The sequence below is a fragment of the Streptomyces sp. NPDC004327 genome, assembly GCF_042873935.1.
GTDB lineage: Bacteria > Actinomycetota > Actinomycetes > Streptomycetales > Streptomycetaceae > Streptomyces.
On sequence record NZ_JBIAME010000012.1, the window covers coordinates 82,059 to 107,411 of the forward strand.

The window sequence follows — 25,353 nt, forward strand, 5'->3', positions numbered from 1 at the left end:
CACGAAGCTTTTCGACGCGCCGCCCCGAAAGGCACCCCGGAGGGGTATCGGAGGATCCTCAGAGGCCGCTCATCGGGGGTTATAGGCACGCACTATGCGACGGATAGCGCGATGCCATCGAGGATGTCGTGCTCGCTGACGACGACCTCGGCGGCGCCGGTCCGCTCCATGATCTCGACGAGGACGAGCGCGCCCGCGACGATCACGTCGACCCGCCCGGGGTGGATCACCGGGATCGCGGCCCGCTCGTCGTGGGTGGAGGCGAGCAGCCGGGCCACCACCGCGTCGACCTCGGCGCGGGAGATCCGGGAGTGGTGGACGCGCTCGGAGTCGTACTCGGGCAGCCCGAGCGCGATCGCGGCGACCGTGGTGACCGAGCCGGCCAGGCCGACCAGCGTCTCGGCCTCGGTGACCGGCACGGTCTCGGCGGCCAGGTCCAGGGCGGCGCGCACGTCGGCGCGGATCGCGGCGACCTCCTCGGCGGTCGGCGGGTCGTGCCGCACGTGCCGCTCGGTCAGGCGCACGCAGCCGATGTCGACGGACCGGGCGGCCTCGACGTGCCGGTTGCCGACGACGAACTCGGTCGAGCCGCCGCCGATGTCGACGACCAGCCGGCGGTCGTCGCCGTGCAGTTCGCCGGTGGCGCCGGTGAAGGAGAACTCGGCCTCCTGCTCGCCGGTGATGACCTCGGGCTCGACGCCCAGGATCCCGACGACTCCCTTGACGAAGTCCTCGCGGTTCTCGGCGTCGCGGGAGGCGGAGGTGGCGACGAAGCGCAGCCGGTCGGCGCCGACGCCGAACTCCTCGATGACCCGGGCGTACTCGCGGCAGGCGGCGAAGGTGCGCTCCAGCGCCTCGGGCGCGAGCCGGCCCGTCTTGTCGACGCCCTGGCCGAGCCGGACGATCGTCATCCGCCGGTCCAGCTCGATCAGCTCACCGGTCCCGGGGTCGACGTCGGCGACGAGGAGGCGGATGGAGTTCGTGCCGCAGTCGATTCCGGCGACCCGGGTCACTGGCCGTCCTCGCTCTTCTCCGCGCACGGCGTGACGCAGGGGCCCTTCGCCCACCACTCGGGCAGCATCGCGAGCGCCTCGTCGCCGAACGGGTTCACGCCCGGTCCCGCGACCAGCGAGTGGCCGACGAGCACGTGCAGGCACTTGACCCGGTCCGGCATGCCGCCGGCGCTCGGGAAGCCCTCCAGGACCTCGATGGCGTCGCGGCGCGCGATGTAGTCCTCGTGCGCGGCCCGGTAGGCGGCGGCGAGCTCCGGGTCGGTGGCGAGCCGGGCCTGCATCTCCTTCATGACCCCGTTGGCCTCCAGGGTGCCGATGGCGGAGGCGGCACGCGGGCAGGTCAGGTAGTACGTGGTCGGGAACGGCGTGCCGTCGGGCAGCCGGGGCGCGGTCTCGACGACGTCCGGGTTGCCGCACGGGCAGCGGTGCGCGATGGCGCGCAGGCCGCGCGGCGGCCGGCCGAGCTGGGCCTCGAACGCGGCGACGTCGGCGTCGGTGGGCTCGGTGCGTGCGGTCTGCGGAGGGGGCGTTTCCATGTCTGCCTTGCTCGTCGGTGGTTCGGGTGGGTCAGCGTCGGTCGGCGCTGTCGACGCCGTCCCACAGGTTGTCGTACCAGGGGCGGTCGGTGCCGCCCTGGTCGGTGCGCGGCCGGGTCCGCGCGTCGGGGTCGTTCACGGTGAAGCCGGTCTCGCCGGGCAGCACGTAGTGCAGGTGCTCGCGGGCGAGCCGGCGGACGTAGGCCGGGTCCTGGAGGCGGGCCTTCTCGTCGCGCAGTTCCTCGACCCGCTTCGCCGCGTCGGCGGCCTTGCGTTCCTGGTCGGCGATCTCGCCCTGCTGGGAGACGTACTGCCGCATCGGGTAGGCGAGCGCCACCACGAGCGAGCAGACGACGAGCGCGAGGAAGGCCGCGCGGCCGGTGAGCCGGGAGCGGCGGGCCTGGCGGCGGGTCTGGGAGCGGTAGACACGGGCGGCGGTCTGCTCGCCGAGCAGCCTGATCCGGGTCGCGGTCGAGAACCGGTCCCGGTCCTTCACGGCCATGTCCTGCGGCTCCCCTGTGTCGCGTGTCCGGTGCAAACGTGCGTCCCCGCACACGGTACGGGACCGAGTGCGGGGACGTCCGTAACTACAGCGTCAGGGCAGGTCAGCCCTTGTCGCTCAGCCCTTGAAGCGCGGGAAGGCGCTGCGGCCGGCGTAGACCGCGGCGTCGTCGAGGATCTCCTCGATGCGCAGCAGCTGGTTGTACTTGGCGACGCGGTCCGAGCGGGCCGGGGCGCCGGTCTTGATCTGACCGCAGTTCACGGCGACGGCGAGGTCGGCGATGGTGACGTCCTCGGTCTCGCCGGAGCGGTGCGACATCATGCACTTGAAGCCGTTGCGCTGGGCCATCTCGACGGCGTCGAGGGTCTCGGTCAGCGAGCCGATCTGGTTGACCTTGACCAGGAGGGCGTTGGCGCTGCCCTCCTCGATGCCGCGGGCGAGGCGCTCCGGGTTGGTGACGAAGAGGTCGTCGCCGACGATCTGGACCTTGGCGCCGAGGCGGTCGGTGACGACCTTCCAGCCGGCCCAGTCGTCCTCGAACAGCGGGTCCTCGATGGAGACGAGCGGGTACGAGGCGACGAGCTCCTCGTAGTACTCGGTCATCTCGGCGGCCGAGCGGGACTGGCCCTCGAACTGGTACTTGCCGTCCTTGTAGAACTCGGACGCGGCGACGTCGAGCGCGAGCGCGATGTCCTTGCCCGGGGTGTAGCCGGCCTGCTTGATGGCCTCGACGATGAGGTCGAGCGCGGCGCGGTTGGACTCCAGGTTCGGGGCGAAGCCGCCCTCGTCGCCCAGGCCGGTGGACAGGCCCTTGGCGTGCAGGACCTTCTTGAGGGTGTGGTAGACCTCGGCGCCCCAGCGCAGGGCCTCGGAGAAGGACTCCGCGCCGATCGGGGCGATCATGAACTCCTGGATGTCCACGTTGGAGTCGGCGTGCGAGCCGCCGTTCAGGATGTTCATCATCGGAACGGGCAGCAGGTGCGCGTTCGGGCCGCCCAGGTAGCGGAAGAGCGGGAGGTCGGAGGCCTCGGAGGCGGCGTGCGCGACGGCGAGCGAGACGCCGAGGATGGCGTTGGCGCCGAGCGAGCCCTTGTTCTCGGTGGCGTCCAGGTCGAACATCGCCTGGTCGATCAGGCGCTGCTCGGTGGCGTCGTAGCCGACGAGCTCCGGGCCGATCTGCTCGATGACGGCGAGGACGGCCTTCTCGACGCCCTTGCCGAGGTAACGGTTGGGGTCCCCGTCGCGGAGCTCAATGGCCTCGAACGCACCAGTGGAGGCACCGGAGGGAACGGCAGCACGGCCGGTGCTGCCGTCGTCGAGGCCGACCTCGACCTCGACGGTGGGGTTGCCTCGGGAGTCCAGGATTTCCCGGGCTACGACGACGTCGATGGACGGCACGAGCATCTCCTTCTGGGATGTGACGCTGGTTGTGACGCATGCGGCAAGGTCTCGTTCGCCTTGCGACAAGAGCCTAACCGGCTCGGGGGCTCCGGCCAGCCGGGCGCCCGCCCCCTGGGACGAAAAAGGACCCAAGGGCATGCACAAGAGGACGAAAGACCTGGTTACCGATTAGTACGAAACGGCGACGAGACCGGCCCGGGGCGTAGTGCTCCGGGCCGGTCTCTCGTTCACCGCGGGGGGACAGCCGTCATGCTCACTTGAGGTGGAGCTGCTGGCCCGGGTAGATCAGGTCGGCGTCCTGGACGATGTCCTTGTTCAGCTGGAACAGCTTCTGCCAGCCGCCCTTGACGTGGTGCGCCTGGGCGATCTTGCTCAGCGTGTCGCCGGCCACGACCTTGTACTCGCCGTCGCCCTTCTTGACCTTCTTGCCGGTCGGGGTGGTGACGGTCTTGGCCGCGGGCTTCGGCGCGGTGCGCTTCTCGCTGCGGGTGGTCGGCTGCTCGGCGACGCGCTTGGGGGCCGGGGCGGCGGTCTTCGGCGCGGCCGGCTTCGGGGTGGAGACCTCGGCGGAGCCGCCGTCGTAGGAGGCGCCGGACAGGCCCACGCCACAGCTCGGCCAGGCGCCCTTGCCCTGACCCGCGAGGACCTTCTCGGCGACGGAGATCTGCTGCGACTTGGAGGCCAGGTCGGCGCGGGAGGCGTAGGCGGTGCCGCCGTACGCGGCCCAGGTGGAGTTGGTGAACTGCAGGCCGCCGTAGAAGCCGTTGCCCGTGTTGATGGACCAGTTGCCGCCGGACTCGCACTGGGCGACGGCGTCCCACTCGGAGGCGGTGGCGGCCGAGGCGGTGCCCGCGGTCATCAGCGGGGCGGCGACGGCGACGCCGGCGACACCGGCGAGCGTGACGACGCGGGTGGCCTTGGAGGGGCGGCGGTGTTTGCCCTTGCCGGAAAGCAGCATGGAAGTTCTCCTCACCGACGCCTGCGAGGTGAGCTGTCGGGTTCGGGCGAGTGAGTTGCCCGGCCGCGTGTCCTTGCACGCGGCTTCACCCCAAGCCGGTCGTCGGCCGTCTGTCTCAACGGCCGGGGCCGGCACTTACCTTGGGTCCCCCGCTCCTGCCTTCGGCGCTTGCGCGACGACTGTTCCCGGCGTCCGGCGGCAGGATTCGGCGTACCGGTCGGCGGGGCCCGCGGTGGCGAGCGGTCACGACCGTAGACACACGTCCGGGGGAAGTTCAAAGCCCATCAACCCGGAAAAATCGCCCCTACTTGCACTCCGTCAGGTGACGTTTGCGCAGGTGAGGGGCGACTTCAGCAAAGTGTGCGGACGCAATACCGCCGTTCGGCAAGAGAGACTCATGTCTCACTTGCGCATAAACGGACATTCAGGAGCTAATTACCCCTCAGGCGGAGCCTGGGCCGCCGGCGTCCCGAGGTCCAACTCAAGGCTCTGACCAGGCAGGATGAGGTTCGGGTCGGTGCCGACCGTCTTCTTGTTGGCGTCGTAGAGCGCGGTCCAGCCGCCGGGCAGGGCGTTCTGCTGTGCAATGTCCGACAGGCTGTCACCCGGCTTGACGGTGTATTCGTCCCCGTTGCCCGCCTTGTCCGACTCGTCCACCTTGCCGGTGGCGGCGTCACCGGTCGCCCCGTCGGCCGGAGCGGCGTGGCGCCCGGATTCGCGCGCGGTGTCCGTGTTGCCCGCTTCGTCTGTCGCGGCGTCACCGCGGTGCTTGCCCTTGCCCGAAGCGGGCGAGGTGGACGTATCGGGTGTTTCCGGCGTTACGGAGGTGTCGGGCGTGGCGGGAGTGGTGGGCGCGCCGGGAGTCGCCGGGGTCGTCGCCGGGGTCGTCGGCGTGGCCGAGTTCGAGGGGGACGAGGTCGACGGGGAGGCCGGGGCCGACGGGGAGGCCGGCGGCTCGGTGGCCTTCGTGCCCGACTCGGTGGGCAGCCCCTCCGTGCGGTTCGACTCGTGGACGGGGGTCGTGGACTGCTTGGGCGCTCCACCCGGTCCCGGGTCGACGGCGGGCTTCCTGCCGTCGTTCGTCAGGCCGGCGATGGGCGCGCAGGTGGCCCACTGGGTGTCGCCGGCGGCGAGGGCCTTGTCGGCGATCGCGATCTGCTGGGCGCGGCTGGCGAGGTCGGCGCTGGGCGCGTAGGCGAGGCCGCCGTGCCGCTCCCAGCTGTCCTGGGTGAACTGGAGGCCCCCGTAGAGCCCGTTGCCGAAGTTGGCGCTCCAGGCGCCGCCCGACTCGCACTCGGCGACCCGGTCCCAGGTGGGCGCGTCGGCGGCGGAGGCGGAGCCGGTGGCGAGCAGCGGCAGCGCCATGGCCGAGCCGGTGACTCCCGCGGCGACGACGATCGCGGGGGCCTGGCGGGGTCTGCGGTGACGTCCGTTCCCGGAGCGCATGCGGAGTGCCTTTCGCGTGACTGCTGAGACTGCGGGTGAACGTAGCGGCATTCGAACGCACGTCACAAGTCGATGCAGCGGAGATCACGCGAACATCACATTATTGACGCTCCGTCAGTTTCGCGCGGCTTTGTGGGAAGCGCTGAACTCCACCGGAAGCGTGCGCAGGCCACGCATGATGAGCCCGCCGCGCCACCGGAGTTCCGCCGGATCGGCCCCAAGTCGCAGGTCCGGCAGGCGAGTCAGGAGCGTCGCCAGCGCCGTCTGCCCCTCCAGGCGCGCCAGCGGAGCCCCGAGGCAGTAGTGGATGCCGTGCCCGTAGCCCAGGTGCTGGTTGTCGCGGCGCGCCAGATCGAGAGTGTCCGGCTCGTCGAACCGCGCCGGGTCGCGGTCCGCGGCCGCGAGGACCACCAGGACCGGGTCGCCGGCCGGGATCTCCTGCCCGCCGATGGTCAGCGCCTCGGTGGCGAACCTCCAGGTGGCCAGCTCGACCGGCCCGTCGTACCGCAGCAGCTCCTCGATCCCGGTCTCCAGCAGGCCCGTCTCGCCCGCCGCGATCGACTCCTGGAGCCGTGCGCGCTGCCCGGGGTTGCGCAGCAGGGCGTAGACCCCGTTCCCGATCAGGTTGACCGTCGTCTCGAAGCCCGCGAAGAGAAGGATGAAGGCCATCGCGGCGGCCTCGTTCTCGGTGAGGTGCTCGCCGTGGTCGGACGCCTTGATCAGCCCGGAGATCAGGTCGTCGCCCGGCTCCTCGCGCTTGCGGTGGATGAGCTCGGCCAGATAGCCGCGCATCTTCTTCACCGACCGCGCCACGCCGCCGCGCGGCCCGCCGCCGTGCCGGATCATCATCCCGGCCCAGTCGCGGAAGTCGTCCTGGTCCTCGCGGGGCACGCCGAGCATGTCGCAGATCGCGTAGATCGGCAGCGGGAACGCGAACTCGTGGATGAGGTCCGCGCTCCCCTTCTCTCCGTGCTGTTTCGCGATGATGTCGTCGATGAGCCGGTCGGTCAGCTCCTGCACCCGCGGCGCGAACTCCGCGACCCGGCGCGGCGTGAACGCCTTCGACACCAGCCGGCGCAGCCGGGTGTGGTCCGGCGGGTCGATGTTGAGCAGGTGCGTCATCAGCTCGGCCTTGCGCTCGCCCGGGATCCCCGTCTTGCCCTTGGCGTGCGCCGGCTCGTCGTGGTGCGCCGGGTTCTTCGAGAGCCGCTGGTCCGCCAGCGCCTGGCGCGCGTCCGCGTACCGCGTCACCAACCACGCCTCGACCCCGCTCGGCAGCGTGGCCTTGTGCACGGGCGCGTGCTCGCGCAGCCAGGCGTACGCCGGGTACGGATCGGTGGCGAACTCCCAGGTGAAGAGCTCGGGGGCCGGCGGCGGGACGGGGGGTACGGAGGGGGTGGCGCTCACCCTCCGACGGTACAAGGCCGGGGATTGTCAGACCCAACCCGTAGGGTCTTCGGCAAGATCGCAGTCGAGGGGTAAGGGATCTGCCATGACCACGTCCACGACCGAGTCCACGGGCTTCGACACGGTGACCTCCGCCGACGGCACCGTCATCGCCTTCGAGCGGCACGGCTCCGGCGCCGGCCCCACCGTCGTCCTCGTCGGCGGCGCCTTCATGACCCGCGCCGCGTCCGCCGAGCTGGCCGCGCTGCTCGCCGAGCACGTCACCGTGATCACCTACGACCGCCGGGGCCGCGGCGACAGCGGCGACGTCTCCGGTCTCGCCGGGTACGAGGTGCAGCGCGAGGTCGAGGACCTGGACGCGCTGATCCAGGGCCCGGCCGGCGGCTCGGCGATGCTGTTCGGCATGTCGTCCGGCGCGGTCCTCGCCCTGGAGGCCACGGCCCGCGGCAGCGCCGTCTCCCGGCTCGCGCTCTACGAGCCGCCGTTCGTCACGGACGACAGCCGCCCGCCGCTGCCCGACGACTACGTGGCGCACCTGAAGGAGCTGATCGCGAAGGGAGCTCCCGGGGACGCGGCCGCCTACTTCATGACGGCCGCCGTCGGCATGCCCGAGGAGATGGTCGCGGGCATGCGCCAGGCGCCCTTCTGGTCGGGCATGGAGGCCGTCGCCCACACCCTGCCCTACGACGGCACGGTCATGGGCGAGTCCATGTCCGGCCGCCCGCTGCCCCTCGCCCGCTGGGCGTCGGTCACCGTGCCCGTCCTCGTCGGCAGCGGCGACGCCGGCGCGCCGCACATGCTGGCCGGCGCGCGCGAGCTGGCGGAGTCGGGCGACAACTACACGCTCCGGGTCTTCCCGGGCGAGGAGCACACCATCGCCCCGCAGGTCCTGGCCCCGGCCCTCGTCGCCTTCCTCACCGCCGAGGCGTGAGGCTGCGGGCATGAGCACGAAGGCATGAGGCACATGCGCGGTCCCCGCGTGGCCGACTCGTCGAAGGTCGCCCATGCGAAGGACCGCGTCGCCTAGATTCACGGGCGTGGATGCCCAGTTGCCCCCGTTGCTCCGAAGCACGTTCGCGGTCGTCGAGAGACGCGCGGAGCACGCCGTCGCCTTCTTCTACTCGCACCTCTTCTGGCACAACCCGGGCATGCGCGCGCTGTTCCCCGAGAACCTGCGCCCCCAGCGCGACCGGCTGTTCGCCGCGCTCACCCATGTGGTGACCCATCTGGAGGACCCGGACCTGACGGGGTATCTGGGCCGGCTGGGCCGCGACCACCGCAAGTTCCTGGCCACGCCGGCGCTCTACGCTGCGGTCGGCACCAGCCTGCTCGCCGCGTTCGCGCACACGGCGGGCGCGGCCTGGACGATCGAGGCGGAGAAGGCGTGGGCGGAGGCGTACGCGGTCGTCGCCGAGGCGATGCGGGCGGGCGCCGAGGAGTCGGTGCGCGAAGGGCAGCCCGCCTGGTGGGACGCGGACGTGGTCGGGCACGAGCGGTACGGGGACGACCTGACGCTGATCACCCTGCGGCCGCGCCGGCCCTACCCCTATCTCCCCGGGCAGTACGTGAGCGTCAGCACCCTGCACGTCGCCCGGGTCTGGCGCACCTACTCGCTGGCCAACGCGCCGCGCGCCGACGGCACGGTCGAGCTGCACGTCAGCCGCGTCGAGGGCGGTCTGATGAGCACCGCGCTCACCGAGCGGCTCCGGGTCGGCGAGACGGTGCGGCTGTCCACTCCGGGCGGCGGCCTCACCGCCCGTACCCCGCCCGGCAAGCCCCGCACCTACATCGCCGCGGGCACCGGCTGGGCGCCGGTCAGGGCGCTGCTGGAGGAGGCGGCGGCGGACGAGCCGGAGCTGGAGGGGCGGCTCTTCCTGGTGGCCCGCGCGAAGGAGTACCTGTACGGGCGGGCCGACGCCGAACGCTTCCGAGAACGGATACCCGGCCTGCACGTCACCTTCATCACCGCGGCCCCGCGCCGCCCCCGCGACCAGGCCACCGAACGCCTGGTGCAGGCCCTGCGGGCCTCGGTGAACTGGCCGGCCCACGACGTCTACCTCGCCGGACCGCCGGGCTTCCTCGCCGAGGTCGCCGAGGAGCTGGAGGAGCTGGGCGCCGACCCGGCCCGCGTCTTCCACGACCGGCTGCCGGCCGTGGGCCGCTTCACCACCCGCCCCGGCTCCCGCGCCGAGTGGCTGATCGAACCGCCCCCGCTGCACTGGCACGACCCCGAGGCCCGCGCCCCGCGCGCGTACTAGCCGGGACCGGGTGCCTGGACCGGGCGGGGCGCACGGCCCCGACGCCGCTCCGGGCGCGCACCACCCTCTTCTCCTACGCGGACGTGTCGAGCCCCTCCGCCGCGCGGATCGCGTCCCGGTAGATCCGGCCCGCGGCGCGCAGCGCCGCCTCCGGGTCGATGCCGGCGGCCTCCGCCCGTACGGCCAGGGCGAGCAGTTCGTAGCCGATGCCGTCACCGGCCGGCGGCGCCACGTCGAGCCCGGCCGTCCGCACCCGGCCCGCGAGCTTGGCGGCGAGCGCGAGGCCCGGCTGGCCGAGCGGCACGCCGTCCGTCACCGAATCGCGCTGCTTCTCCGCGGCCTTGGTCCGCAGCCAGTGCGCCTTGACGTCCTCGGGCGTCTCGGCGGTCGCGTCGCCGAAGACGTGCGGGTGGCGGTGGACGAGCTTCTCGACGATGGTGGCGGCGACGTCGTCCACGGAGAACGGCTCCTCGGCGTCCTCCTCCGCGATCCGGGCGTGGAAGACGACCTGGAGCAGCACGTCGCCCAGCTCCTCGCGCAGCGCCTCGCGATCGTCCTCCTCGATGGCCTCGACGAGTTCGTACGCCTCCTCGATGCCGTACTTGGCGAGGCCCTTGTGGGTCTGCTGCGAGGTCCACGGGCACTCGCGGCGGATCCGGTCCATGACCTGGACGAGGTCGAGCAGGCGCGCGCCGGGCAGGTCGTAGGAGCCGGGCAGCAGCTCCAGGTCGGGCATGGCGAAGCGGCCGGAGCCGGCCATCCGCGCGAGCCCGTCGGTCAGCGCCCGGTCGCCCTCGCCGGACGGCAGCACGACCACCGTGCGGCCGCCGGCGCACGCCTCGACCAGCTCGTCGGCGGCGGGCCGCAGGATCTCGACGGCGACGCCGGCCTCGCGCAGATAGGGCAGCTGCGGGTGGGCGGCGTCGGGGCTGAGGACCCGGTCGGCCGCGTGCAGCGCCTGCCAGGCGGGCCAGGACAGCAGTCCGGGCGCCACGCGATGGCTGGCGGTGAGCAGGACGATACGACCGGGGTTCTCAGCGTTCACCCCTCGAACCTACCTCGGCCTACGCTCCGGCCTCGGGGGTGGACCGGCTGATCTGCCGCACCCACGGCGGGGTGTAGGCGGCGAGCTGGATCTTGCTGTCGTCCCAGGCACCGAAGCGCGGGTTGACGTCGATCTTCAGCTCCTTGGACGCCCGGCCGAAGGCCTCCTGGAGCTTCTTCTGGCCCTCGGGGGTGTTGGTGACGCCGAGCTTGGCCGCGATCTTGTTCATGAGGACGGCCCGGCGGGCGACGTCGTCGATCTGGTCGGGCGCCACGCTCTGCTGCTGGAGCAGCACGGACGCCATCTGCGCCTCGCCGCCGCTCTGCCGGGCGAACTCCTCGCGGGTCTGCTGGATCTCGGCGCGGCTGGCGCCGACCCCGTTGTTCTCGGCGACCCGGTCGACGACCCGGTCGAAGATCATGCCGTGCAGCTTCTGCCGGCTGAGGTCGCCGGTCTCCTTGACCATGTTCGCGCCCTGCGGTGACGCGGCCTGGGCCGCCCGTACGTCCTTGACCTGCGCCTGCAGGCTGGACACCTCGATCCGCCGGCCGCCGACGACGGCGGCCGCCCCCGGGTGGGCGTCGCTGCCGCAGGCGGTGAGGAGCGGGGTCGCGGCGAGCAGGGCAGCGGCGGCGGAGACGGAGAGCGCAGTGCGGCGGTGCAAAGGAGCCTCCCGGCGTGGGTCGTGCGTCAGTGGGACGACCGTGCGGTGATCGATGTTAGGCAGTCACCGTGGCGCGGGCCACTACTTGGCGGCGACTGTCTCGGTTGATTCCGATGTTTCGGTCAACGACTCACGCGTTCGGGTGGTGTCGGGTCCCAGCATGATCGTCCGGGAGAGGACGAAGGTGATCGGGATCGCGGCCGCGGCGGCGATCAGCGGCGCGTACGTGCTGTCGACGCCCATGAGGTCGACGAGGACGTACACGCCGGCGGTGGTGATGACGAAGTTCGCCGCGTTGGTGAGCGGGAAGAGCAGGAACTTCTTCCAGGTGGGGCGGGTGCGGTAGGTGAAGTACGAGGTGAGGAAGAAGGAGCCGACCATCGACAGCGCGAACGCGAGGACGTGCGCGACGATGTACGGCACCCACTGCCCGAAGAGCAGGTAGAGCCCGAAGTACGTACCGGTGTTGACGACGCCGACCAGGCCGAAACGCACCACCTGCCAGGTCGTCCTCATCGGCGCAGGAGCTCCTTGTCACTGCCGTTGTCACTGCTGCTGCGGGGCCTGGGGACGGCCGCGTTGGTGGCCTTCACCAGGTAGTGCGGCCGCCGCTTCACCTCGTAGTAGATACGGCCGACGTACTCGCCGACCAGTCCCAGCATCACCATCTGCACGCCGGCGAGCGCCGTGACCGTCACGAGCAGCGTGACATATCCGGGCGTCTTCACACCGTTCACCAGGGCGTCACCCACGATCCAGGCGGCGTACGCGAATGCCACGCCGACCAGGATCATTCCGAGATAGACGGCGGCCCTGAGCGGCTTGTTGTTGAAGGAGAGAAGGCCGTCGAGGCCGTAGTTGAGGAGCTTTCCGAACGTCCATTTCGAACGTCCCTCCTCTCGCACCGCATTCTCGTACTCGAAGGTCGTCGTCTTGAATCCGACCCAGGCGAAGATGCCCTTGGAGAAGCGGTTGTATTCGGTCAGTTCGAGAATCGAGTCGACCGTGCGCCGGGAAAGCAGCCGGAAGTCGCCGACGCCGTCGACCAGCTCGACGTCCACCAGGCGGTTGATCGCCCAGTAGTAGGCGCGGGCGGTGACGGTCCGGGTGACCCGGTCGCCGGCGCGGGTGCGCCGGGCGATGACCTGGTCGTATCCCTCGGCGTGCAGGGCGAGCATGCGGTGCACGAGCTCCGGCGGGTGCTGGAGGTCGGCGTCCATGATCACGACGGCGTCGCCGGTCGCGTGCTGGAGTCCGGCCAGCATGCCGGCCTCCTTGCCGAAGTTGCGGCTGAAGGAGACATAGCGCGCCCGGGGATCCTTTTCGGCGATCTCCTCCAGGAGCGGCAGGGTTCGGTCATGGCTTCCGTCGTCCACGTAGACGATCTCGAATTCTCCGTCGATGCGGGAGAGTTCCTTCGTCACATGGTCGTGGAAGCGACCGATGATCTCTTCTTCGTTGAAGCACGGGACCACGATCGAGAGCAGCACGCACGACACGACAACGGCTGCGGATGTCGGTGCCGGATTCGCCTGGTGAAGGGCAGGCGACCATTGCGTGAACTGCCCAACCGGGGACCGTGTTTCGCCATTCTTCCTGTCATATTCGACCCGAGATGAAGACCAGGACCAGATGAAGACCAGGATCACCAGGATCGTGCCCGCCGCGGGCCGGGCGCCCGCCCTGGCGGCGCTGCTCGTCGCCCTCGCCGTGTGCGCCGGGGACGCCGTCGCGACCACCTTCCCGTTCGGGCACCACCGGCGCAGCGTCAACGACCTGGGCAACCAGTTCCTGCCGTTCCACGCCCGGTTGTGGGACCTGCTGCACGGCCGCGCCGACGGCGGGCTGCTGCTCAACTGGCAGTCGGGCTTCGGCACCAGCTTCCTGCCCGACCTGGGCACGTATCTGACCAGCCCGTTCGCGCCGCTGGTCGCGCTGTTCCCGCGCGGCGACCTGGACGGTGCGCTGTACGTCGTCACGATCCTGAAGATGGCGGCCGCGGCGGCCGCGATGGCCTTCGTGCTGCCGAGGCTCCGGCCCGCCGCCGACGCCCGGATGTGGTGGGGCGCGGGGCTGCTCGGCGCCGCGTACGGGCTGTGCGGCTGGGCGATCCTGGAGGCCGTCTACAACCCGATGTGGCTGGACGGCCTGATCGCCTTCCCGCTGCTGTGCCTGGTGGGCGTGTGGGTGCGGGAGGGCCGGCGGCCGCTGCTCGGCCCGCTGGTCGTCGCGGTCTGCTGGATCGCCAACTTCTACACCGCGTACATGGCGACGCTCGGCGCCGCGCTCGTCCTGATCGTGACGGTGCGCCGGTGGCGGGTGGTGCTGCGCGGCGCGGTGACCGTGCTGCTCGGCGTCGGCCTCGCGGCGCCGCTGCTCGTGCCGCTCTTCCTGGGCACCCGGTACGCCTACCCGGGCGTCGTCCGCGACTTCGTGCCGGCGGGCGGGGCGGACCTCGCGGCCCGGCTGATGCCGGCGACGTACGGCTTCTCGACGCCGGCGCTGTTCGTGGCGACGGCGGTGCCGGTGCTCGCGGCCTCGCTGCTCTTCCGGCGGCAGTGGCTGTGGCCGTGCGTGGTGGCGGGCGTGGCGCTGTCGTTCCAGTTCACGCCGACGCACCTGGTGTGGCACATCTTCGCGACGCCGAACGGCAGCCCGTACCGCCAGACCTTCGTCCTCACCGGCGTCATGGTCATCGCCGCGTGGACGGCGATCGCGGACGGCCTGCCCGGCCCGCGCCCGCTCCTCGGCGGCGCGGGCCTGGTGGCCGTGCTCGGCCTGTTCGCGCTGGGCAGCGGGGAGGCGACGCCGGTGGGCTGGGCGCTGTTCGGCGCGGGCCTGGTGGCGGTCCTCCTCGTCGCCTCCTCCCGCCGCGGAGCCGTCCTCGTCCTGGCGGGCGTCCTGGTGGCCCAGGCCGCGGCGACGACGGCCTGGGGCGACAAGGAACGACTGGCGCGCCTCGACGACTATCCGGCCTGGAGCGCCGCCGACACCCGCAAGGCGGCCGCGCTCGCGAAGGCCGACGGCTGGCCGGCGTACCGCACGGACTCCGGCCGCCCGCAGGTCACCGGCAACGAGCCGATGTACATCGGCGGCCAGGGCGGCTCGTACTACAGCAGTCTCACGCCCGACGTCCTCACGCACACCATGGCCGCGCTCGGCGTCGGCTGGACCTCGCGCGGCCGCAACCTCCAGAGCCTCGACAACCCCGTCACCGACGCCCTCTTCGCCGTCGGCGCGCGCTGGCGCGACGGCAAGGTGGTGCGCACGGCCCAGCCGCTGCCCCTGCTGACGGTCCGCCGCCCGGGCCCGGCCCCGGTCTACGGCCCCTCCCCCTTCCGCAACCAGGAACTCCTCCTGGGCGCCCGCGTCTACGAGCCCCCGGCCGCCGACGGCGCCTGCCGCCTCGGCACCGAGGTCTTCTTCTGGTCGCCCGACTACACGGGCAAGGTCCGCTTCGGAGACCGCGCGGTGAAGATGCGCGGCCAGCTGTTGAAGTGGCGCGCCACCCTCACGTCCCTGGGCGTGCAGAAGGTCCCGGGCCTGCGCCCCGCGCTCCCGCCGAAGGGCGAGCTGGCCTGCCTGGACCACACCCGGCTGAGGAAGGCGGTGGACGCCCTGCGCGCACTCGCGCCCACCTCGATCCACGTCACGGACACGGGCGTACGGGCCACCCTGCGGCCGGGCACCACGGGCACGGTCGTCCTCTCCGCCCCGAGGATCCCCGGCTGGACCTGCGACGGCCGGCCGGCCTCCTCGTACGGCGGCCTGGTCGCGACCGAGGTCACGAGTGGACAGCGGGAGGTCGGCTGCTCCTTCCGCCCGCTGGGCCTGAAGGCGGGCCTGGGCGGCGGCGGGGCGGCGGCGCTGCTCCTCGCGCTGTGGGTGGCCCTCGACGTACGGCGCCGGCGGCGCGGCCCGGCGGCGCCCGACGCGCCGGAGCTCCCGGCCCGCACGCTGGTGGCGGCGAACCGGGAGCGGGGCGGGACCGCCTAGCGGTCCGGCGGGGTCAGACCATGCGCCAGTCGAAGTACTGCGAGGGGCTGCCGTTGCAGGTGAAGAGCTGCAGCTTCGTCCCGGAGGCGATGATCCCGTCGGTCACGTCCAGGCACATGTTCGTGCCCAGGTTGCGCAGCCTGTTTCCGGTGCCCTCGTGGACCCAGCGCTGCGCGACCGTGCCGTTGCAGCCGTACACCTGGATCCTGGTGCGCTCGACGGCGACGCCGCCGGCCACGTCGAGGCACTGGCCCAGGGCCCGGAGCTCGAACCCGTCCAGGGAGTCGTCGATGGGCACCCGGCGCCATGCCTGCGAGTTGGACCAGTTGCACCCGTAGAGCTGGACGCGGGTGCCGTCCGCGATGCGGCCGCCTTCGACGTCGAGGCACAGGTTGGTGCTCGCGACGTTCCAGTCGACGGCCCGGTTGGTGTCGTTGACGAAGCGCTCGGCGTCACGGTTGCCGCCGTCGCCGATCCAGTCGGTGGAGATCATGTTCGGCATCCGGCCGAGCGTCTTCGGCTCGCACGCCTTCACCGAGCGGTAGAAGTCGTCGTACGAGCGGGCGTCGAAGTTGTTGTTGAAGAACAGCTTCTGGAACGCGCGGGCGTTGGTGTTGGCGTGGCTGTTGGCGCCTTCGCCCGTGGCCCAGGACGCCTTGCCCAGCTGGGTGGAGATCCCGTCACCCAGGCGGTCGTTACAGGCGCCGACGCCGTCCTTGTAGGTGTTCTGGACGGTCCACTCCTTCATGGGGAAGACGTTCAGGTCCTGCTTGTCGTACCTCCCCGAGAACATCAGCAGGCGCTTGTTCGCGGCCACCATGTCCTCGACCTTCGGCCAGCCCTTGTTCCAGACGTCCCACGCGTTGGGGTTGAAGGCCAGGTCCTGCAGGCCCGGCACCATGTCGAACTCGCTCCGGAGCTGCCCGTTGTCCGTGTAGTCCTCGAAGGTGAGGACGAAGACCTCGTGCGGGTTGTTGCGGAGGAAGTCCACGATGGTCTGCATGTGCAGGAACAGCCGCTTGCCCCCGCTCCAGTCGCCGCCGTGCTGGACCCAGACCCCGTTGCCGCCGTAGATGTCGAGCTCCGTCGCCCGCACGTTCAGGTTGTTGAGCTGATCGCGCAGGGAGAAGCCCTGGTTCCGCCCGATGTTGACGCTGTCGGCGCCGTTGGCGAAGCCGTTGTGGCTGCCGAGCAGCGTGATCTCGTCGAGATGGCGGTTGTTCCAGCCGTCCGGCGGAGCGGCCTGCGCGGGTGTGGGGGCCAGTACGGCCCCGAAGGCGAGCAGGAACGCCACCATGGCCAGCGCCAGGGCCGGCAGCCCCCGCCTTTGCGTCGTCTGCATGTGATGCGACTCCTTGTCCCCCCTCGTCCGCCCTGTTCGGCCGCTGGTGCGGCGTGGGCGGCAAGGACTCGACGAGCTTGCAAAGCGGACGTCAATCTTCAGTAAACGGACGCATGCCGGACCGCGCGGCCCGCGCGCCGCAAGGGCGCCACCCGCGCCAGACCGGGCGCAAAACCATGCGGCGGCGAACGCGGCGACGCTGCATGCTCGGTGATCGGTGATCGGTGATCGGCTGATCAGTGGGACGAGCGGCTGGGGGGACGCGATGTGGTCCGTGGTGTCGTCGGGAGGGTTACCGCCGAGGGAGCGGTTCGAGTGGTTCTCGGACCTCCTCTCGCGGGAGGTGATCCCCACCGCGCTCAGCACCCCGCGCCCCGCCGACTTCGAGGCGGAGGCCGCCGTGCTGGAGCTGGGGGACGTCCGGGTGGCGAGGTTCGCGTTCTCGTCGCTGCGGTCGCGGCGCACACCGGCCCTGATCCGGCAGGGCGACCCCGAGCAGTACCAGCTCGGGCTGATCCGCGCGGGCACGGCGACCTTCTCCCAGCACCGCAACGACTGCGGCGTGGCGGCCGGGGACCTCGTGTTCTGGGACACCTCCCGGCCCTCCGACGCGGAGATACCCGCGCACGCCCGCTCGATGGAGCTGCTCATGCTGCAACTCCCCCGTCACGCTCTCCCGTTGGGCGAGAACCACGCCGACCGCCTGCTCGCCCGCCGCATTCCGGCCGACCGGGGAACGACGGCGGTCCTGGCCGGCTTCCTGCGGTCCCTCGAAGCGCACGCCGCCCAGTGCGCGTCGCGGCGGGAGCTGGAGCGGCTCGGCTCGATCGCCGTCGACCTGCTGGCCGCCGGCCTCGCGCAGCACCTGGACGTCGAGGAACGGCTCCCCGCCGAGGTGCGCAGGCAGGCGCTCCTGCGGCGCGTCCACGCCTTCGTCGACGACCACCTCGGCGATCCCGACCTGACGCCCGCCACGATCGCGGCCGGGCACAACATCTCGGTGCGGACACTCCACCAGCTCTTCCGGGGAACGGGCGAGACCGTCCACGCCCGCATCCGGCGACGCCGTCTGGAGCGCTGCCGGGCCGACCTCGGCAGAGCCGATCTCCACGGGCGTCCGATCGCCGCGATCGCCGCCCGCTGGGGGTTCAGCGGTCCGGCCGTGTTCAGCCGTTCCTTCCGGGAGGCGTACGGGATGAGCCCGACCGAGTTCCGCGCGCCGCGCACCCGGGAGCGGGGCCCCGAGTGAGGAGCGGCCCGGCGGCCAAGGGTCCCGGGCGGCTCCGGCGGGTCCAGGCGGATCCGATGGGCCGCAGGCGGATCCAGGGAAGGGAAGTCCGAAAGGGAAGTCCGAGCCGGGCAGGCCAGTCGCTGACCAGCCACCGCTCACCGGCCTGGCGGCGGGGATATCGGCGAGGGTGGACCGGATGGTGTGAGGGCAGGCGGCCCGGCCCCGCTCGGACTTCGTGAAGGAGCCTAGGCGCCAGCGGAGTGCGGCCGTGTGCACAGCGCGCGACGCTTCTTGACGATGCGTGCGACCGCGCCCGCGGCGGCCCCGGCTCACAGCAGCACGACGCAGCCCCGGCGCTCCAGCTCCGCCACCAACTCCTCCTGCGGCTCGCACCAGTTCCAGCGCAGGTCCAGCTTCTCCAGCGACGGCAGCCCGTCCAGCACCCATTCCGGGAGCCGCGCGATCCGGTTGCCGCGCAGGTCGAGTCCGCGCAGCAGCGGCAGCCCGGCGAGGGCGGCGGGCACGGCGGTCAGGGCGTTCTCGCGGAGTTCGAGGATCCGCAGCTCGCGCAGTCCGGCCACGGAGGCCGGGAGGCCGGTGAGCGCGTTGCCGCGCAGCCACAGCTCGCGCAGCCGCGCGAGCCGGCCGACCGAGTCGGGCAGCGCCGTCAACCGGTTGTTCTGCGCCCGCAGTTCGACGAGCGAGGCCATGTCCCCGAGCGCGTCCGGCAGCGCCGTCAGCCGGTTGTCCCCGACGTTGAGGTACCGCAGCCGGGCGAGCCGGCCCAGCGCCTCGGGCAGCTCGGTCAGCGCGTTGTCGTGCACGTAGAGGTAGGCGTCGAGCCCGGTCAGCTCGCCCAGTTCCTCGGGGAGCGAACCCAGCCGGTTGTGCCCGAGGTCCAGCGTCGACAGCCCGCGCAGCCGCCCGATCCCGGCCGGCAGCTCGGCGATCCCGGTGTCGGCGAGGATCAGCACCCGCAGCTCCGCGCCCCGCTCCCACACCGACTCCGGTACGGCGTCCAGAGGCCGCCGCCACAGGTTCAGTACGCCGTCGGTCACGTCGCCCGTCACGCCGCCCGTCACGTCGTCGGTCACGTCGCCCGTCACGTCGTCGGTCATTCCGCCGCGGCCCTCGCCAGCGTCACGAGCACCTCGCCGAGCGCCCGCTTCACGTCCCCGTCCGCCGGCACCCGCACGCACGCCTCGTCCACGATCCGCGCGCCGGTGTAGCCGAGCACCGTCCGCAGCGTGGCCCCCGCGCCCTCGCCGCGCCCCGGCGCCGCCGCGTTCACCCAGGCCGTCGGCTTGTCACTGATCTCGACGCCGCCGACCGTCCAGTCGAGCAGGTTCTTGAAGGATCCCGGCAGCGTGCCCGCGTACTCCGGCGTGCAGATGAGAATGCCGTCCGCCTTCTCGATCGCCGTACGGAGGGTGGCGACGGCGGGCGGCAGCGGGTCGCGGTCGTCGTCGGGGTTGAAGTGCGGGAGGCCGGCCAGGCCGTCGTAGCGCACGGCCTCCACACCGACGGTCGGCGCCACGTCGTACGCGGTGCGGAGAACGGCTTCGTTGGTGGATGCGGCCCGCAGGCTGCCGGAGAGCAGGAGGATCACCGGTCGCGTCGTCGTCATGCCGACAACGTACGCGACCGAACGCGTGACGCAGGTCACTCCCGGCGACGTCACAACTCGGCGGGCTGCGCCGTCGTACGGGTGAAAGCGAACGGCCCGCACAACACAGAGGAGCCCGCCATGGAAGCCCGCCTCAACCCCTTCGGCAACCCGCTCACCGGCAAGATCTTCAAGCACTTCGCCGCCGCGGGCATGGCCCTGACGGAGACCACCCTGCCCATGGCGACGCAGGAACTGGTCAGGATCCGCGCCAGCCAGATCAACGGCTGCGCCGGCTGCCTCGACATGCACACCAAGGAGGCCGCGGCCGCCGGCGAGACCGCCGTCCGCCTCGCCCTCGTCGCCACCTGGCGCGAGGCCACCGTCTACACCGACGCCGAGCGCGCGGCCCTCGCCCTCACCGAGCACGGCACCCGCCTCGCCGACGGCTACGGCGTGCCGGACGAGGTCTGGGAGAACGCCGCCAAGCACTACGACGAGGACCAGCTCCTCGCCCTCACCTCGCTGATCGCCCTCATCAACGCGTTCAACCGCCTGAACGTCATCCTCCAGACGCCGGCGGGCAACTACGAGGTCGGCCAGTACAAGCACCTCTGACAGCTCACCCCGGCACCACCTCCCTCTCCTTCCCCCCTTCGACGTGCTCCTCCGCCAGATGACGGCGGAGGAGCACGTTCGCGTCGGTCTCCGCGCTGAAGTCGTACGCGAGCCGCGCGGCCCGGCGGCGATCCGCGAGCCCGTCACACTCCGCACACCCGGGTACGGGCACGGGCGGCGCCGGCACCTCCACGTCGAGAAACGCGACGGCCGCGGCGCGCGCCCGCTCGTTGACGGCGCGGATGCCGGCGCTGAGCCGCTCGTCCTGCGTGGCGGGGCGCAGGTGTGCGGGATCGGCCTGCCACTCGCGCCCGCCTCCGAGAGGCCGGAGCATGGCGTACGGCCCGGCGAGGCCGCGGAACTCCCCTACCACACAAGCCACTTCGTCGTACGCAAAATCGCCGCGCTCCATGACAACCCTTCCTGCCGTTGGCTACCCTCCGTGAGGGGGCATGTCGAATATGGACCCGGGGCAGGTAGGGACAGCCGGATTCGCGGTGGTAGTTCCCGTGCTCGTTCCGGTAGTTCCACACGTTCCACGAAGGAGTGTGCGTTGCCACCGAGACGAGTGATCACGGGCCGCAGCCAGGAACCGCGGAAGCGATACGCGGAGGAGCTGAAGCGGTTACGGCTGGAACGGAGGCTGAGCTACCGGGCGCTGGGAGCGGTGGCGGGATGGGACGGCTCGCTGTTCTCGAAGATGGAGAAGGGCGAGACGCTGGGCGGGCCGGAGGTGGTCCAGGCGCTGGAGACGTATTACGGCGTACAGAAGGACATGCTGGTGGCGCTGTGGGAGCTGGCGGCGGGCGACCACACGCAGTTCCGGGCGAAGTACCGCAAGTACTTCGAGCTGGAGGCCGAGGCGGTCAGCGTCTGGCATCACGCGGCCGGCGTGATGCCGGGCCTGTTCCAGACCAAGAACTACGCGCGCACGCTGATGGAAACGGGCCTACTTGAGGGCGACGCGCTTGCCCGCCAGGTCAAGGCGCGCCTGGGGCGTAAGGAGCGGCTGACAGGAGCCAATCCATTTGGCTACCGTGCGGTCCTGTCGGAGGCCGTGCTACGCCGGCCGATGCCGAATCACGCGCATTGGCAGGAGCAGCTGGAGCACCTGCTGGAGATGGGCGACCGCCGGAACGTCACCATCCAGGTGGTGCCGTACTCCGCCGGGCTGTACGCGCTGAGCAGTACCGATGTGACGTTCCTGAGGCTGAAGGACGGCCGCGTGGCGGTCTGGCTGGAGACCAGCTTTTCGGGCAGCCTCATCGAAGGAACGACCGACGTGGACCTCTTGCAGCTCCGATACGATCGAGCTCGCGATCTCGCCCTTTCCCCGGAGGATTCACGGGAGTTCATCATGCGCCTGTTGGAGGAAGCGAAGTGCGAACCGTCGACCTGAGCACCATCACCTGGCGCAAGAGCTCATACAGCAACGACGAGGCGGGCGCCTGCCTGGAGGTCGCCGACAACCTCCCCCTCGTCCCCGTCCGCGACAGCAAGAACCCCACCGGCCCCGCCCTCCTCTTCGCCGCCACCGCCTGGTCCGCGTTCGTCGCCGGGGTCAAGCGCGAGGGCTGAGCCGGGACGTATCTCGCCGGTCCACCTCTCGTTGGGCACGCCGTACCAGTCGTGTCTCTCGGAAGGTGGACCCATGAAGCCCAAGTCCAAGATCGTCAGCGGCGTGCTGTTGGCCGGAGCCATGGCCCTCGGCGCCGCCGGAGCGGCCTCGGCCGCCACGCCCCGGCCGGAGGTCGCGCCGACGCCGACGTCGGCGCAGGGCGTGCCCGGGCTCGACGGGCTGCCGCTGTCGGGCAACCAGCTCTCGCCGCTCGGCACGCTGCTCGGCGCCTGAGCGGACTCGTCGGCGTCAGCCGAAGATCGCGGTGGGGTCGCCGGTGTACCAGGTGTTCTCGATGCGCAGGCGCCGGATGACCCACCGCTCACCGTCCTCGCCGTCCCGCACCAGCTCCACGTCGTAGGGGTTCTTCAGGAGCGCGTGGGTGGCGTGGTCGGCGGTGAGGAGGTGCTGGGCCTCGACCAGGGCGGTGGCGTGGGCGGTGTCGCCGTCGAGGGTGACGCGGATGTTGGTGACCTGGTGGGTGGTGTCCACGCGGCCGGCGAAGAGGGCCAGGATGGTCGTGACGATGGTGTCGCGGCCGACCATGAGCGGCGGTTCGGCGCCCCATTTGGCGGCGGCGGGGCGGAAGTCGAGTTCGGCGTCGGGGGCGAAGGCCGAGGCGAAGAGGTCCTTGTCCTTGATGTCCTGGCCGAGGCCGAAGCGGTAGAGGGCGTCGGCGATCTCGGCGCGGTCCTTGAGTTCGGCGACGAGGGCGGCGACGGCGGCGATGTCGGTCATGATGGCTCCTGTGCGGGTCAGTTGGGGGCTTTCGGTGTCTCCGATCCTGCTGCGGGGCGCACCGCGCATCAACGCGCACCTGCGCAACGATCGTTAAGCGTCGGTTGACGATGGGGGCGGGCCGGGATGCTGGAGCGGCACGAGCTGGAGGCGTTCCTGACGCTCGCCGAGGAGCTGCACTTCGGCCGCACCGCCGAACGCCTGCACGTCTCCACGGCCCGGGTCAGCCAGACGATCGCGAAGCTGGAGCGCCGTATCGGCACCGCGCTCTTCCACCGCACCAGCCGCCGCGTCGAACTGTCACCGCTGGGACGGCAGTTGTACGACGAGGTCCGGCCGGCCTGGTCGCGGATCACCGACGCGGTCGAGCGGGCCGTCGACGCCGGGCGGGGCGTGACGGGGCTGCTGCGGGTGGCGTTCACGGGGCCTGCGGCCGGGCAGTTGCTGATCGGCGCCACGCAGGCGTTCCGGGCCCGGCACCCCGAGTGCGAGGTGCAGATCAGGGAGGCGCGGCCGTCGGACGTGCTGCCGTGGCTGCGCGCGGGCGAGGTGGACCTGGCGCTGGCCGGGCACCCGGTGGGCGAGGCGGACATGGCGACGGGCCCGGTGCTCGTACGGGAGGCCCGGATGCTCGCCGTACCGACCGGACATCCCTTCACCCGCCGCCGTACGCCCCTCTCCGTCGGCGACCTCGCGCGCGTGACGGTGCTGCAGGCTCCGGAGACGGCGTACGGCCCGTCGGCCCGCACGTACAACGAGGTCCTGACGCTCGTCGGCGCCGGCGAGGGCGTCTGCGTCGTCGGCGCCCACGTACGGCGCTACTTCGCGCGCCCCGACGTTGAGTACGTGCTCATCGAAGACGCCGAGCCGGTGGAGTGGGGCCTGCTCTGGCCGGCGGACGGGGCGACGGCGCGGGTGCGGGCGTTCGGGGAGGCGGCGCTCGGCCTGGTGGCCTGATCTCGGCTCACTCGTTCAGGTGCCGCGCCGGGCGTACCCGCGCAATCGGCCGCCCGGCCCACAAGGCTCTCCGTCGGAAGTGCCCTGCATGCACAGATGACGGAGGTATCCCCATGAGTGGCGAGACGTACGAGTCCCTGAACCTCGAACCCAAGCCGATCCGTGCGCACGTCCTCGGCGCCGCGTCCGTGGTCGTCGGCGACGACTACTACAACGGGCGCCGGGAGACGATCACGTTCTCCGGGTTCACCCAGATCAACAAGTGGCCCATGCCGGGCTTCGAGCACCGCGTCGACGACAACGGGTTCGCGTCGTTCGAGACCGAGCTGATCTCCGCGCCCGAGGTCGGGATCAAGGGCTACAGCTATGAGCTGGCGGACCGCGTCCAGCTGCTGACGAACCCGTTCCTGCCGAACACGGGGCACATCAGGCAGATCGCGCCCGGCAGGAACTTCCCGGCCGAGTTCCGCCTCCGCCGGTTCGGGATCCTGGAGACCAGCACGCTGCGGCTGACCCACCGGGGCGTCATCGAGACCGTCGGCGTGGTGGACGGCGTGCCGCCGTTCGCGAAGCCGCAGGCCGGTCTCCCGCTGGGCGTTCCGCGCGGAGCGGCGACGGAGGCCGTGCCGGCACCCGGCGTGCTGCGCGCCACCGGCCTGCCCGAAGCCTGGTACCCGGCGAGCGACGAGAACGAGCCGATCGGCATCACGCCGTCGCTGTTCTTCGGGTCGGGCGCGAGCCCGTTCATGACCATGCTGCTCGACCCGTCGATGATCGTGCAGGCCACGATCGAGGGCTCGCTGACCCTCGCGGTCAACGGCAAGACCGTGAAGGTCGAGCTGAAGGGCGAGCGCAGCCTGGCCGCCGGTGCGGAGATCCTGCTCTTCGGGCCGGAGAAGCACGACGACGGCGCGGGCGTGCGGGCCCGGCTGTCCCGGCTGGCCGTGGTCGGCGAGTGCGCCGAGCTCGGCGGTCGCGTGATGCTGCGGGCGAGCTGGGCGCGGCCCTCGGCCGGCACCTTCGGCAAGGGCGACGAGGACGCCCTCAGCCGCCTGCGCTACCCCGCCGACCTGCACCTCGACGCGCACCTCGAACTGGCCACGCCGCACGGCATCCTCTACGCCACCGCGTCCGCCCCGCTCTCCGGCCGGGCCACCGACCTGGAGGCCAACGGCACGGAGCTGCGCGCCGAGAGCGACGTGCCGCTGGTCGCGGAGGACGGCACGACCAAGGCGCGGCTGACCGACGTCAAGCTGGTCCTGCGCGACACGCAGGTCGGCGAGCAGGCGCCGGTCAGCGACTGACCCGGCTGCGCGCACCTCGTACGCGTGTGCCCTCTCCGGCCGGAGGGGGCATACGCGCGGTCAAGTATTTGACCTTCAGGTCAAGTTGTCATTACCGTGACGACGTGGGAAGACCGAAGAGCTTCGAGCCGGACGTCGTCGTCGCGCAGGCGATGGAGACGTTCTGGACCAAGGGGTACGCCGACACCTCCCCCGCCGACCTGGCCGAGGCCACCGGGGTGGGCAAGGGCAGCCTGTACCACTCCTTCGGTTCCAAGCGGGAGTTGTTCGGCAAGGCGTTGGACCTCTACTGCCGGACCGGGTCGGCCGCGATCGAGGAGTTCCTCGCGCAGCCGGGCACCGCCAGGGAGCGCATCCACGCGTACTTCGTGATGCTCGTGGACACGGACCTGGACGGTCCGGTCCGGCGCGGATGCCTGGTGCAGAACACGGTCGAGGAACTTGCCGGGCGGGACGCCGAGGCGACGCGCGTGGCGCACCGCATGGAGGAGCACCTGATCGGGCTGTTCGCCGCCCGCATCGAGCAGGGCCAGCGGGACGGCGACGTCGACCGGGACCTCGACGCCAAGGCGTGGGCGCTGCTGCTCCAGACCACCCTCGCGGGGCTGCGGGTCATGTCCAAGACGTTCGACCGGCCGGTCCTGTACCGGATCATCGACACGGCCCTGGCGGGTCTCTGAGTCACGACGCCTCCGGCGCCGGCTTTTCTGTAC

The 25,353-nt window shown here is 71.6% G+C and carries 27 protein-coding genes and 1 riboswitch; of the genes, 11 read left to right on the plus strand and 16 right to left on the minus strand.

The annotated features are described in order from the left end of the window. Positions 1-92 precede the first annotated feature (92 nt). From ACFYU9_RS33730 to ACFYU9_RS33760, 7 genes are all read right to left on the minus strand, one after another. A complete protein-coding gene (locus ACFYU9_RS33730; RefSeq protein ID WP_389215830.1) occupies positions 93-1,013 on the minus strand; it encodes an exopolyphosphatase in 921 nt (306 codons plus the stop codon). Then, positions 1,010-1,549, minus strand: coding sequence for a DUF501 domain-containing protein (locus ACFYU9_RS33735; RefSeq protein WP_389215827.1), 540 nt, complete (start codon positions 1,547-1,549; stop codon positions 1,010-1,012). Before ACFYU9_RS33735 ends, ACFYU9_RS33730 begins: the two co-directional genes overlap by 4 nt. A gap of 31 nt (positions 1,550-1,580) precedes the next feature. After that, positions 1,581-2,051 (minus strand): septum formation initiator family protein, encoded by a 471-nt coding sequence (locus ACFYU9_RS33740; protein WP_389215824.1) that lies wholly within the window; start codon positions 2,049-2,051, stop codon positions 1,581-1,583. A 117-nt stretch (positions 2,052-2,168) separates the two neighbouring features. After that, positions 2,169-3,455, minus strand: a complete 1,287-nt coding sequence (gene eno / locus ACFYU9_RS33745; protein WP_389215821.1) for a phosphopyruvate hydratase — start codon at positions 3,453-3,455, stop codon at positions 2,169-2,171. Between the two features lie 250 nt (positions 3,456-3,705). Beyond that, a complete protein-coding gene (locus ACFYU9_RS33750; protein ID WP_389215818.1) occupies positions 3,706-4,410 on the minus strand; it encodes a transglycosylase family protein in 705 nt (234 codons plus the stop codon). Positions 4,411-4,413: 3 nt separating this feature from the next. Then, positions 4,414-4,587: riboswitch (cyclic di-AMP (ydaO/yuaA leader) on the minus strand. Between the two features lie 258 nt (positions 4,588-4,845). After that, a complete protein-coding gene (locus ACFYU9_RS33755) occupies positions 4,846-5,856 on the minus strand; it encodes a transglycosylase family protein (RefSeq protein ID WP_389347350.1) in 1,011 nt (336 codons plus the stop codon). Between the two features lie 114 nt (positions 5,857-5,970). Beyond that, the gene (locus ACFYU9_RS33760; RefSeq protein ID WP_389215812.1) at positions 5,971-7,263 is read right to left on the minus strand and encodes a cytochrome P450; all 1,293 of its coding nucleotides are present in this window, start codon (positions 7,261-7,263) and stop codon (positions 5,971-5,973) included. Between the two features lie 85 nt (positions 7,264-7,348). Here ACFYU9_RS33760 and ACFYU9_RS33765 point away from each other — a divergent pair, with 85 nt between their 5' ends. Together ACFYU9_RS33765 and ACFYU9_RS33770 are read left to right on the plus strand one after the other, a co-directional pair. Continuing rightward, a complete protein-coding gene (locus tag ACFYU9_RS33765; RefSeq protein WP_389215809.1) occupies positions 7,349-8,194 on the plus strand; it encodes an alpha/beta fold hydrolase in 846 nt (281 codons plus the stop codon). A 127-nt stretch (positions 8,195-8,321) separates the two neighbouring features. After that, entirely contained in the window at positions 8,322-9,521 is a 1,200-nt protein-coding gene (locus ACFYU9_RS33770) for a globin domain-containing protein (protein ID WP_389347352.1), read from the plus strand. 73 nt (positions 9,522-9,594) lie between these two features. Here ACFYU9_RS33770 and ACFYU9_RS33775 read toward each other — a convergent pair whose 3' ends face one another. The 4 genes from ACFYU9_RS33775 to ACFYU9_RS33790 all read right to left on the minus strand — a co-directional run bounded on the left by ACFYU9_RS33775 (position 9,595) and on the right by ACFYU9_RS33790 (position 12,720). Continuing rightward, on the minus strand, positions 9,595-10,566 hold the full coding sequence (locus ACFYU9_RS33775; protein ID WP_389215803.1) for a nucleoside triphosphate pyrophosphohydrolase: 972 nt from the start codon (positions 10,564-10,566) through the stop codon (positions 9,595-9,597). 19 nt (positions 10,567-10,585) lie between these two features. Next, on the minus strand, positions 10,586-11,230 hold the full coding sequence (locus ACFYU9_RS33780) for a SurA N-terminal domain-containing protein (protein WP_389215800.1): 645 nt from the start codon (positions 11,228-11,230) through the stop codon (positions 10,586-10,588). Positions 11,231-11,311: 81 nt separating this feature from the next. After that, positions 11,312-11,746, minus strand: coding sequence for a GtrA family protein (locus ACFYU9_RS33785; protein WP_389215798.1), 435 nt, complete (start codon positions 11,744-11,746; stop codon positions 11,312-11,314). Next, positions 11,743-12,720, minus strand: a complete 978-nt coding sequence (locus ACFYU9_RS33790) for a glycosyltransferase family 2 protein (protein ID WP_389215795.1) — start codon at positions 12,718-12,720, stop codon at positions 11,743-11,745. Before ACFYU9_RS33790 ends, ACFYU9_RS33785 begins: the two co-directional genes overlap by 4 nt. A gap of 142 nt (positions 12,721-12,862) precedes the next feature. Here ACFYU9_RS33790 and ACFYU9_RS33795 point away from each other — a divergent pair, with 142 nt between their 5' ends. Beyond that, on the plus strand, positions 12,863-15,226 hold the full coding sequence (locus ACFYU9_RS33795; protein ID WP_389347354.1) for a YfhO family protein: 2,364 nt from the start codon (positions 12,863-12,865) through the stop codon (positions 15,224-15,226). Between the two features lie 13 nt (positions 15,227-15,239). Here ACFYU9_RS33795 and ACFYU9_RS33800 read toward each other — a convergent pair whose 3' ends face one another. After that, the gene (locus ACFYU9_RS33800; protein WP_389215789.1) at positions 15,240-16,568 is read right to left on the minus strand and encodes a ricin-type beta-trefoil lectin domain protein; all 1,329 of its coding nucleotides are present in this window, start codon (positions 16,566-16,568) and stop codon (positions 15,240-15,242) included. Positions 16,569-16,833: 265 nt separating this feature from the next. On the opposite strand from ACFYU9_RS33800, the gene ACFYU9_RS33805 reads away from it, so the two are divergent. Next, the gene (locus ACFYU9_RS33805; protein ID WP_389347572.1) at positions 16,834-17,817 is read left to right on the plus strand and encodes a helix-turn-helix domain-containing protein; all 984 of its coding nucleotides are present in this window, start codon (positions 16,834-16,836) and stop codon (positions 17,815-17,817) included. Positions 17,818-18,128: 311 nt separating this feature from the next. Here the strand turns inward: ACFYU9_RS33805 and ACFYU9_RS33810 are convergent, their stop codons facing one another. Both ACFYU9_RS33810 and ACFYU9_RS33815 read right to left on the minus strand, forming a co-directional pair. Beyond that, the gene (locus ACFYU9_RS33810) at positions 18,129-18,917 is read right to left on the minus strand and encodes a leucine-rich repeat domain-containing protein (protein ID WP_389347356.1); all 789 of its coding nucleotides are present in this window, start codon (positions 18,915-18,917) and stop codon (positions 18,129-18,131) included. Continuing rightward, entirely contained in the window at positions 18,914-19,426 is a 513-nt protein-coding gene (locus ACFYU9_RS33815) for an NADPH-dependent FMN reductase (protein WP_389347358.1), read from the minus strand. Before ACFYU9_RS33815 ends, ACFYU9_RS33810 begins: the two co-directional genes overlap by 4 nt. Before the next feature lie 120 nt (positions 19,427-19,546). Here ACFYU9_RS33815 and ACFYU9_RS33820 point away from each other — a divergent pair, with 120 nt between their 5' ends. Next, entirely contained in the window at positions 19,547-20,023 is a 477-nt protein-coding gene (locus ACFYU9_RS33820; protein WP_389347360.1) for a carboxymuconolactone decarboxylase family protein, read from the plus strand. A gap of 4 nt (positions 20,024-20,027) precedes the next feature. Here the strand turns inward: ACFYU9_RS33820 and ACFYU9_RS33825 are convergent, their stop codons facing one another. Continuing rightward, on the minus strand, positions 20,028-20,435 hold the full coding sequence (locus ACFYU9_RS33825; RefSeq protein ID WP_389215775.1) for a hypothetical protein: 408 nt from the start codon (positions 20,433-20,435) through the stop codon (positions 20,028-20,030). A gap of 141 nt (positions 20,436-20,576) precedes the next feature. Between ACFYU9_RS33825 and ACFYU9_RS33830 the strand changes: the two genes are divergently transcribed. From ACFYU9_RS33830 to ACFYU9_RS33840, 3 genes are all read left to right on the plus strand, one after another. Next, positions 20,577-21,422 carry a DUF5753 domain-containing protein gene (locus ACFYU9_RS33830; protein ID WP_389347362.1) on the plus strand — a complete coding sequence of 282 codons (846 nt, stop codon included), beginning with the start codon at positions 20,577-20,579 and terminating at the stop codon, positions 21,420-21,422. Further along, on the plus strand, positions 21,404-21,601 hold the full coding sequence (locus ACFYU9_RS33835; RefSeq protein ID WP_389347364.1) for a DUF397 domain-containing protein: 198 nt from the start codon (positions 21,404-21,406) through the stop codon (positions 21,599-21,601). Before ACFYU9_RS33830 ends, ACFYU9_RS33835 begins: the two co-directional genes overlap by 19 nt. Positions 21,602-21,674: 73 nt before the next feature. After that, positions 21,675-21,875 carry a hypothetical protein gene (locus ACFYU9_RS33840; protein ID WP_389347367.1) on the plus strand — a complete coding sequence of 67 codons (201 nt, stop codon included), beginning with the start codon at positions 21,675-21,677 and terminating at the stop codon, positions 21,873-21,875. A 15-nt stretch (positions 21,876-21,890) separates the two neighbouring features. On the opposite strand, the gene ACFYU9_RS33845 is transcribed toward ACFYU9_RS33840, so the two are convergent. Then, positions 21,891-22,379 carry a nuclear transport factor 2 family protein gene (locus tag ACFYU9_RS33845; RefSeq protein WP_389215764.1) on the minus strand — a complete coding sequence of 163 codons (489 nt, stop codon included), beginning with the start codon at positions 22,377-22,379 and terminating at the stop codon, positions 21,891-21,893. Between the two features lie 126 nt (positions 22,380-22,505). Here ACFYU9_RS33845 and ACFYU9_RS33850 point away from each other — a divergent pair, with 126 nt between their 5' ends. From ACFYU9_RS33850 to ACFYU9_RS33860, 3 genes are all read left to right on the plus strand, one after another. Continuing rightward, entirely contained in the window at positions 22,506-23,336 is an 831-nt protein-coding gene (locus ACFYU9_RS33850; protein WP_389347369.1) for a LysR family transcriptional regulator, read from the plus strand. Positions 23,337-23,449: 113 nt separating this feature from the next. Continuing rightward, on the plus strand, positions 23,450-24,640 hold the full coding sequence (locus ACFYU9_RS33855) for a DUF6004 family protein (RefSeq protein ID WP_389347371.1): 1,191 nt from the start codon (positions 23,450-23,452) through the stop codon (positions 24,638-24,640). Between the two features lie 104 nt (positions 24,641-24,744). Then, a complete protein-coding gene (locus ACFYU9_RS33860) occupies positions 24,745-25,320 on the plus strand; it encodes a TetR/AcrR family transcriptional regulator (protein WP_389215758.1) in 576 nt (191 codons plus the stop codon). Positions 25,321-25,353 lie beyond the last annotated feature (33 nt).

Excerpts from the sequence above, each read along its gene's own strand:
- ACFYU9_RS33735 (WP_389215827.1), bottom strand. The coding sequence starts at position 1,549 with ATGGAAACGCCCCCTCCGCAGACCGCACGCACCGAGCCCACCGACGCC.
- ACFYU9_RS33740 (WP_389215824.1), bottom strand. The coding sequence starts at position 2,051 with ATGGCCGTGAAGGACCGGGACCGGTTCTCGACCGCGACCCGGATCAGG.
- eno (WP_389215821.1), bottom strand. The coding sequence starts at position 3,455 with ATGCTCGTGCCGTCCATCGACGTCGTCGTAGCCCGGGAAATCCTGGAC.
- ACFYU9_RS33750 (WP_389215818.1), bottom strand. The coding sequence starts at position 4,410 with ATGCTGCTTTCCGGCAAGGGCAAACACCGCCGCCCCTCCAAGGCCACC.
- ACFYU9_RS33755 (WP_389347350.1), bottom strand. The coding sequence starts at position 5,856 with ATGCGCTCCGGGAACGGACGTCACCGCAGACCCCGCCAGGCCCCCGCG.
- ACFYU9_RS33765 (WP_389215809.1), top strand. The coding sequence starts at position 7,349 with ATGACCACGTCCACGACCGAGTCCACGGGCTTCGACACGGTGACCTCC.
- ACFYU9_RS33785 (WP_389215798.1), bottom strand. The coding sequence starts at position 11,746 with ATGAGGACGACCTGGCAGGTGGTGCGTTTCGGCCTGGTCGGCGTCGTC.
- ACFYU9_RS33795 (WP_389347354.1), top strand. The coding sequence starts at position 12,863 with ATGAAGACCAGGATCACCAGGATCGTGCCCGCCGCGGGCCGGGCGCCC.
- ACFYU9_RS33800 (WP_389215789.1), bottom strand. The coding sequence starts at position 16,568 with ATGCAGACGACGCAAAGGCGGGGGCTGCCGGCCCTGGCGCTGGCCATG.
- ACFYU9_RS33805 (WP_389347572.1), top strand. The coding sequence starts at position 16,834 with ATGTGGTCCGTGGTGTCGTCGGGAGGGTTACCGCCGAGGGAGCGGTTC.
- ACFYU9_RS33810 (WP_389347356.1), bottom strand. The coding sequence starts at position 18,917 with ATGACCGACGACGTGACGGGCGACGTGACCGACGACGTGACGGGCGGC.
- ACFYU9_RS33815 (WP_389347358.1), bottom strand. The coding sequence starts at position 19,426 with ATGACGACGACGCGACCGGTGATCCTCCTGCTCTCCGGCAGCCTGCGG.
- ACFYU9_RS33820 (WP_389347360.1), top strand. The coding sequence starts at position 19,547 with ATGGAAGCCCGCCTCAACCCCTTCGGCAACCCGCTCACCGGCAAGATC.
- ACFYU9_RS33825 (WP_389215775.1), bottom strand. The coding sequence starts at position 20,435 with ATGGAGCGCGGCGATTTTGCGTACGACGAAGTGGCTTGTGTGGTAGGG.
- ACFYU9_RS33840 (WP_389347367.1), top strand. The coding sequence starts at position 21,675 with ATGAAGCCCAAGTCCAAGATCGTCAGCGGCGTGCTGTTGGCCGGAGCC.
- ACFYU9_RS33845 (WP_389215764.1), bottom strand. The coding sequence starts at position 22,379 with ATGACCGACATCGCCGCCGTCGCCGCCCTCGTCGCCGAACTCAAGGAC.
- ACFYU9_RS33850 (WP_389347369.1), top strand. The coding sequence starts at position 22,506 with ATGCTGGAGCGGCACGAGCTGGAGGCGTTCCTGACGCTCGCCGAGGAG.
- ACFYU9_RS33855 (WP_389347371.1), top strand. The coding sequence starts at position 23,450 with ATGAGTGGCGAGACGTACGAGTCCCTGAACCTCGAACCCAAGCCGATC.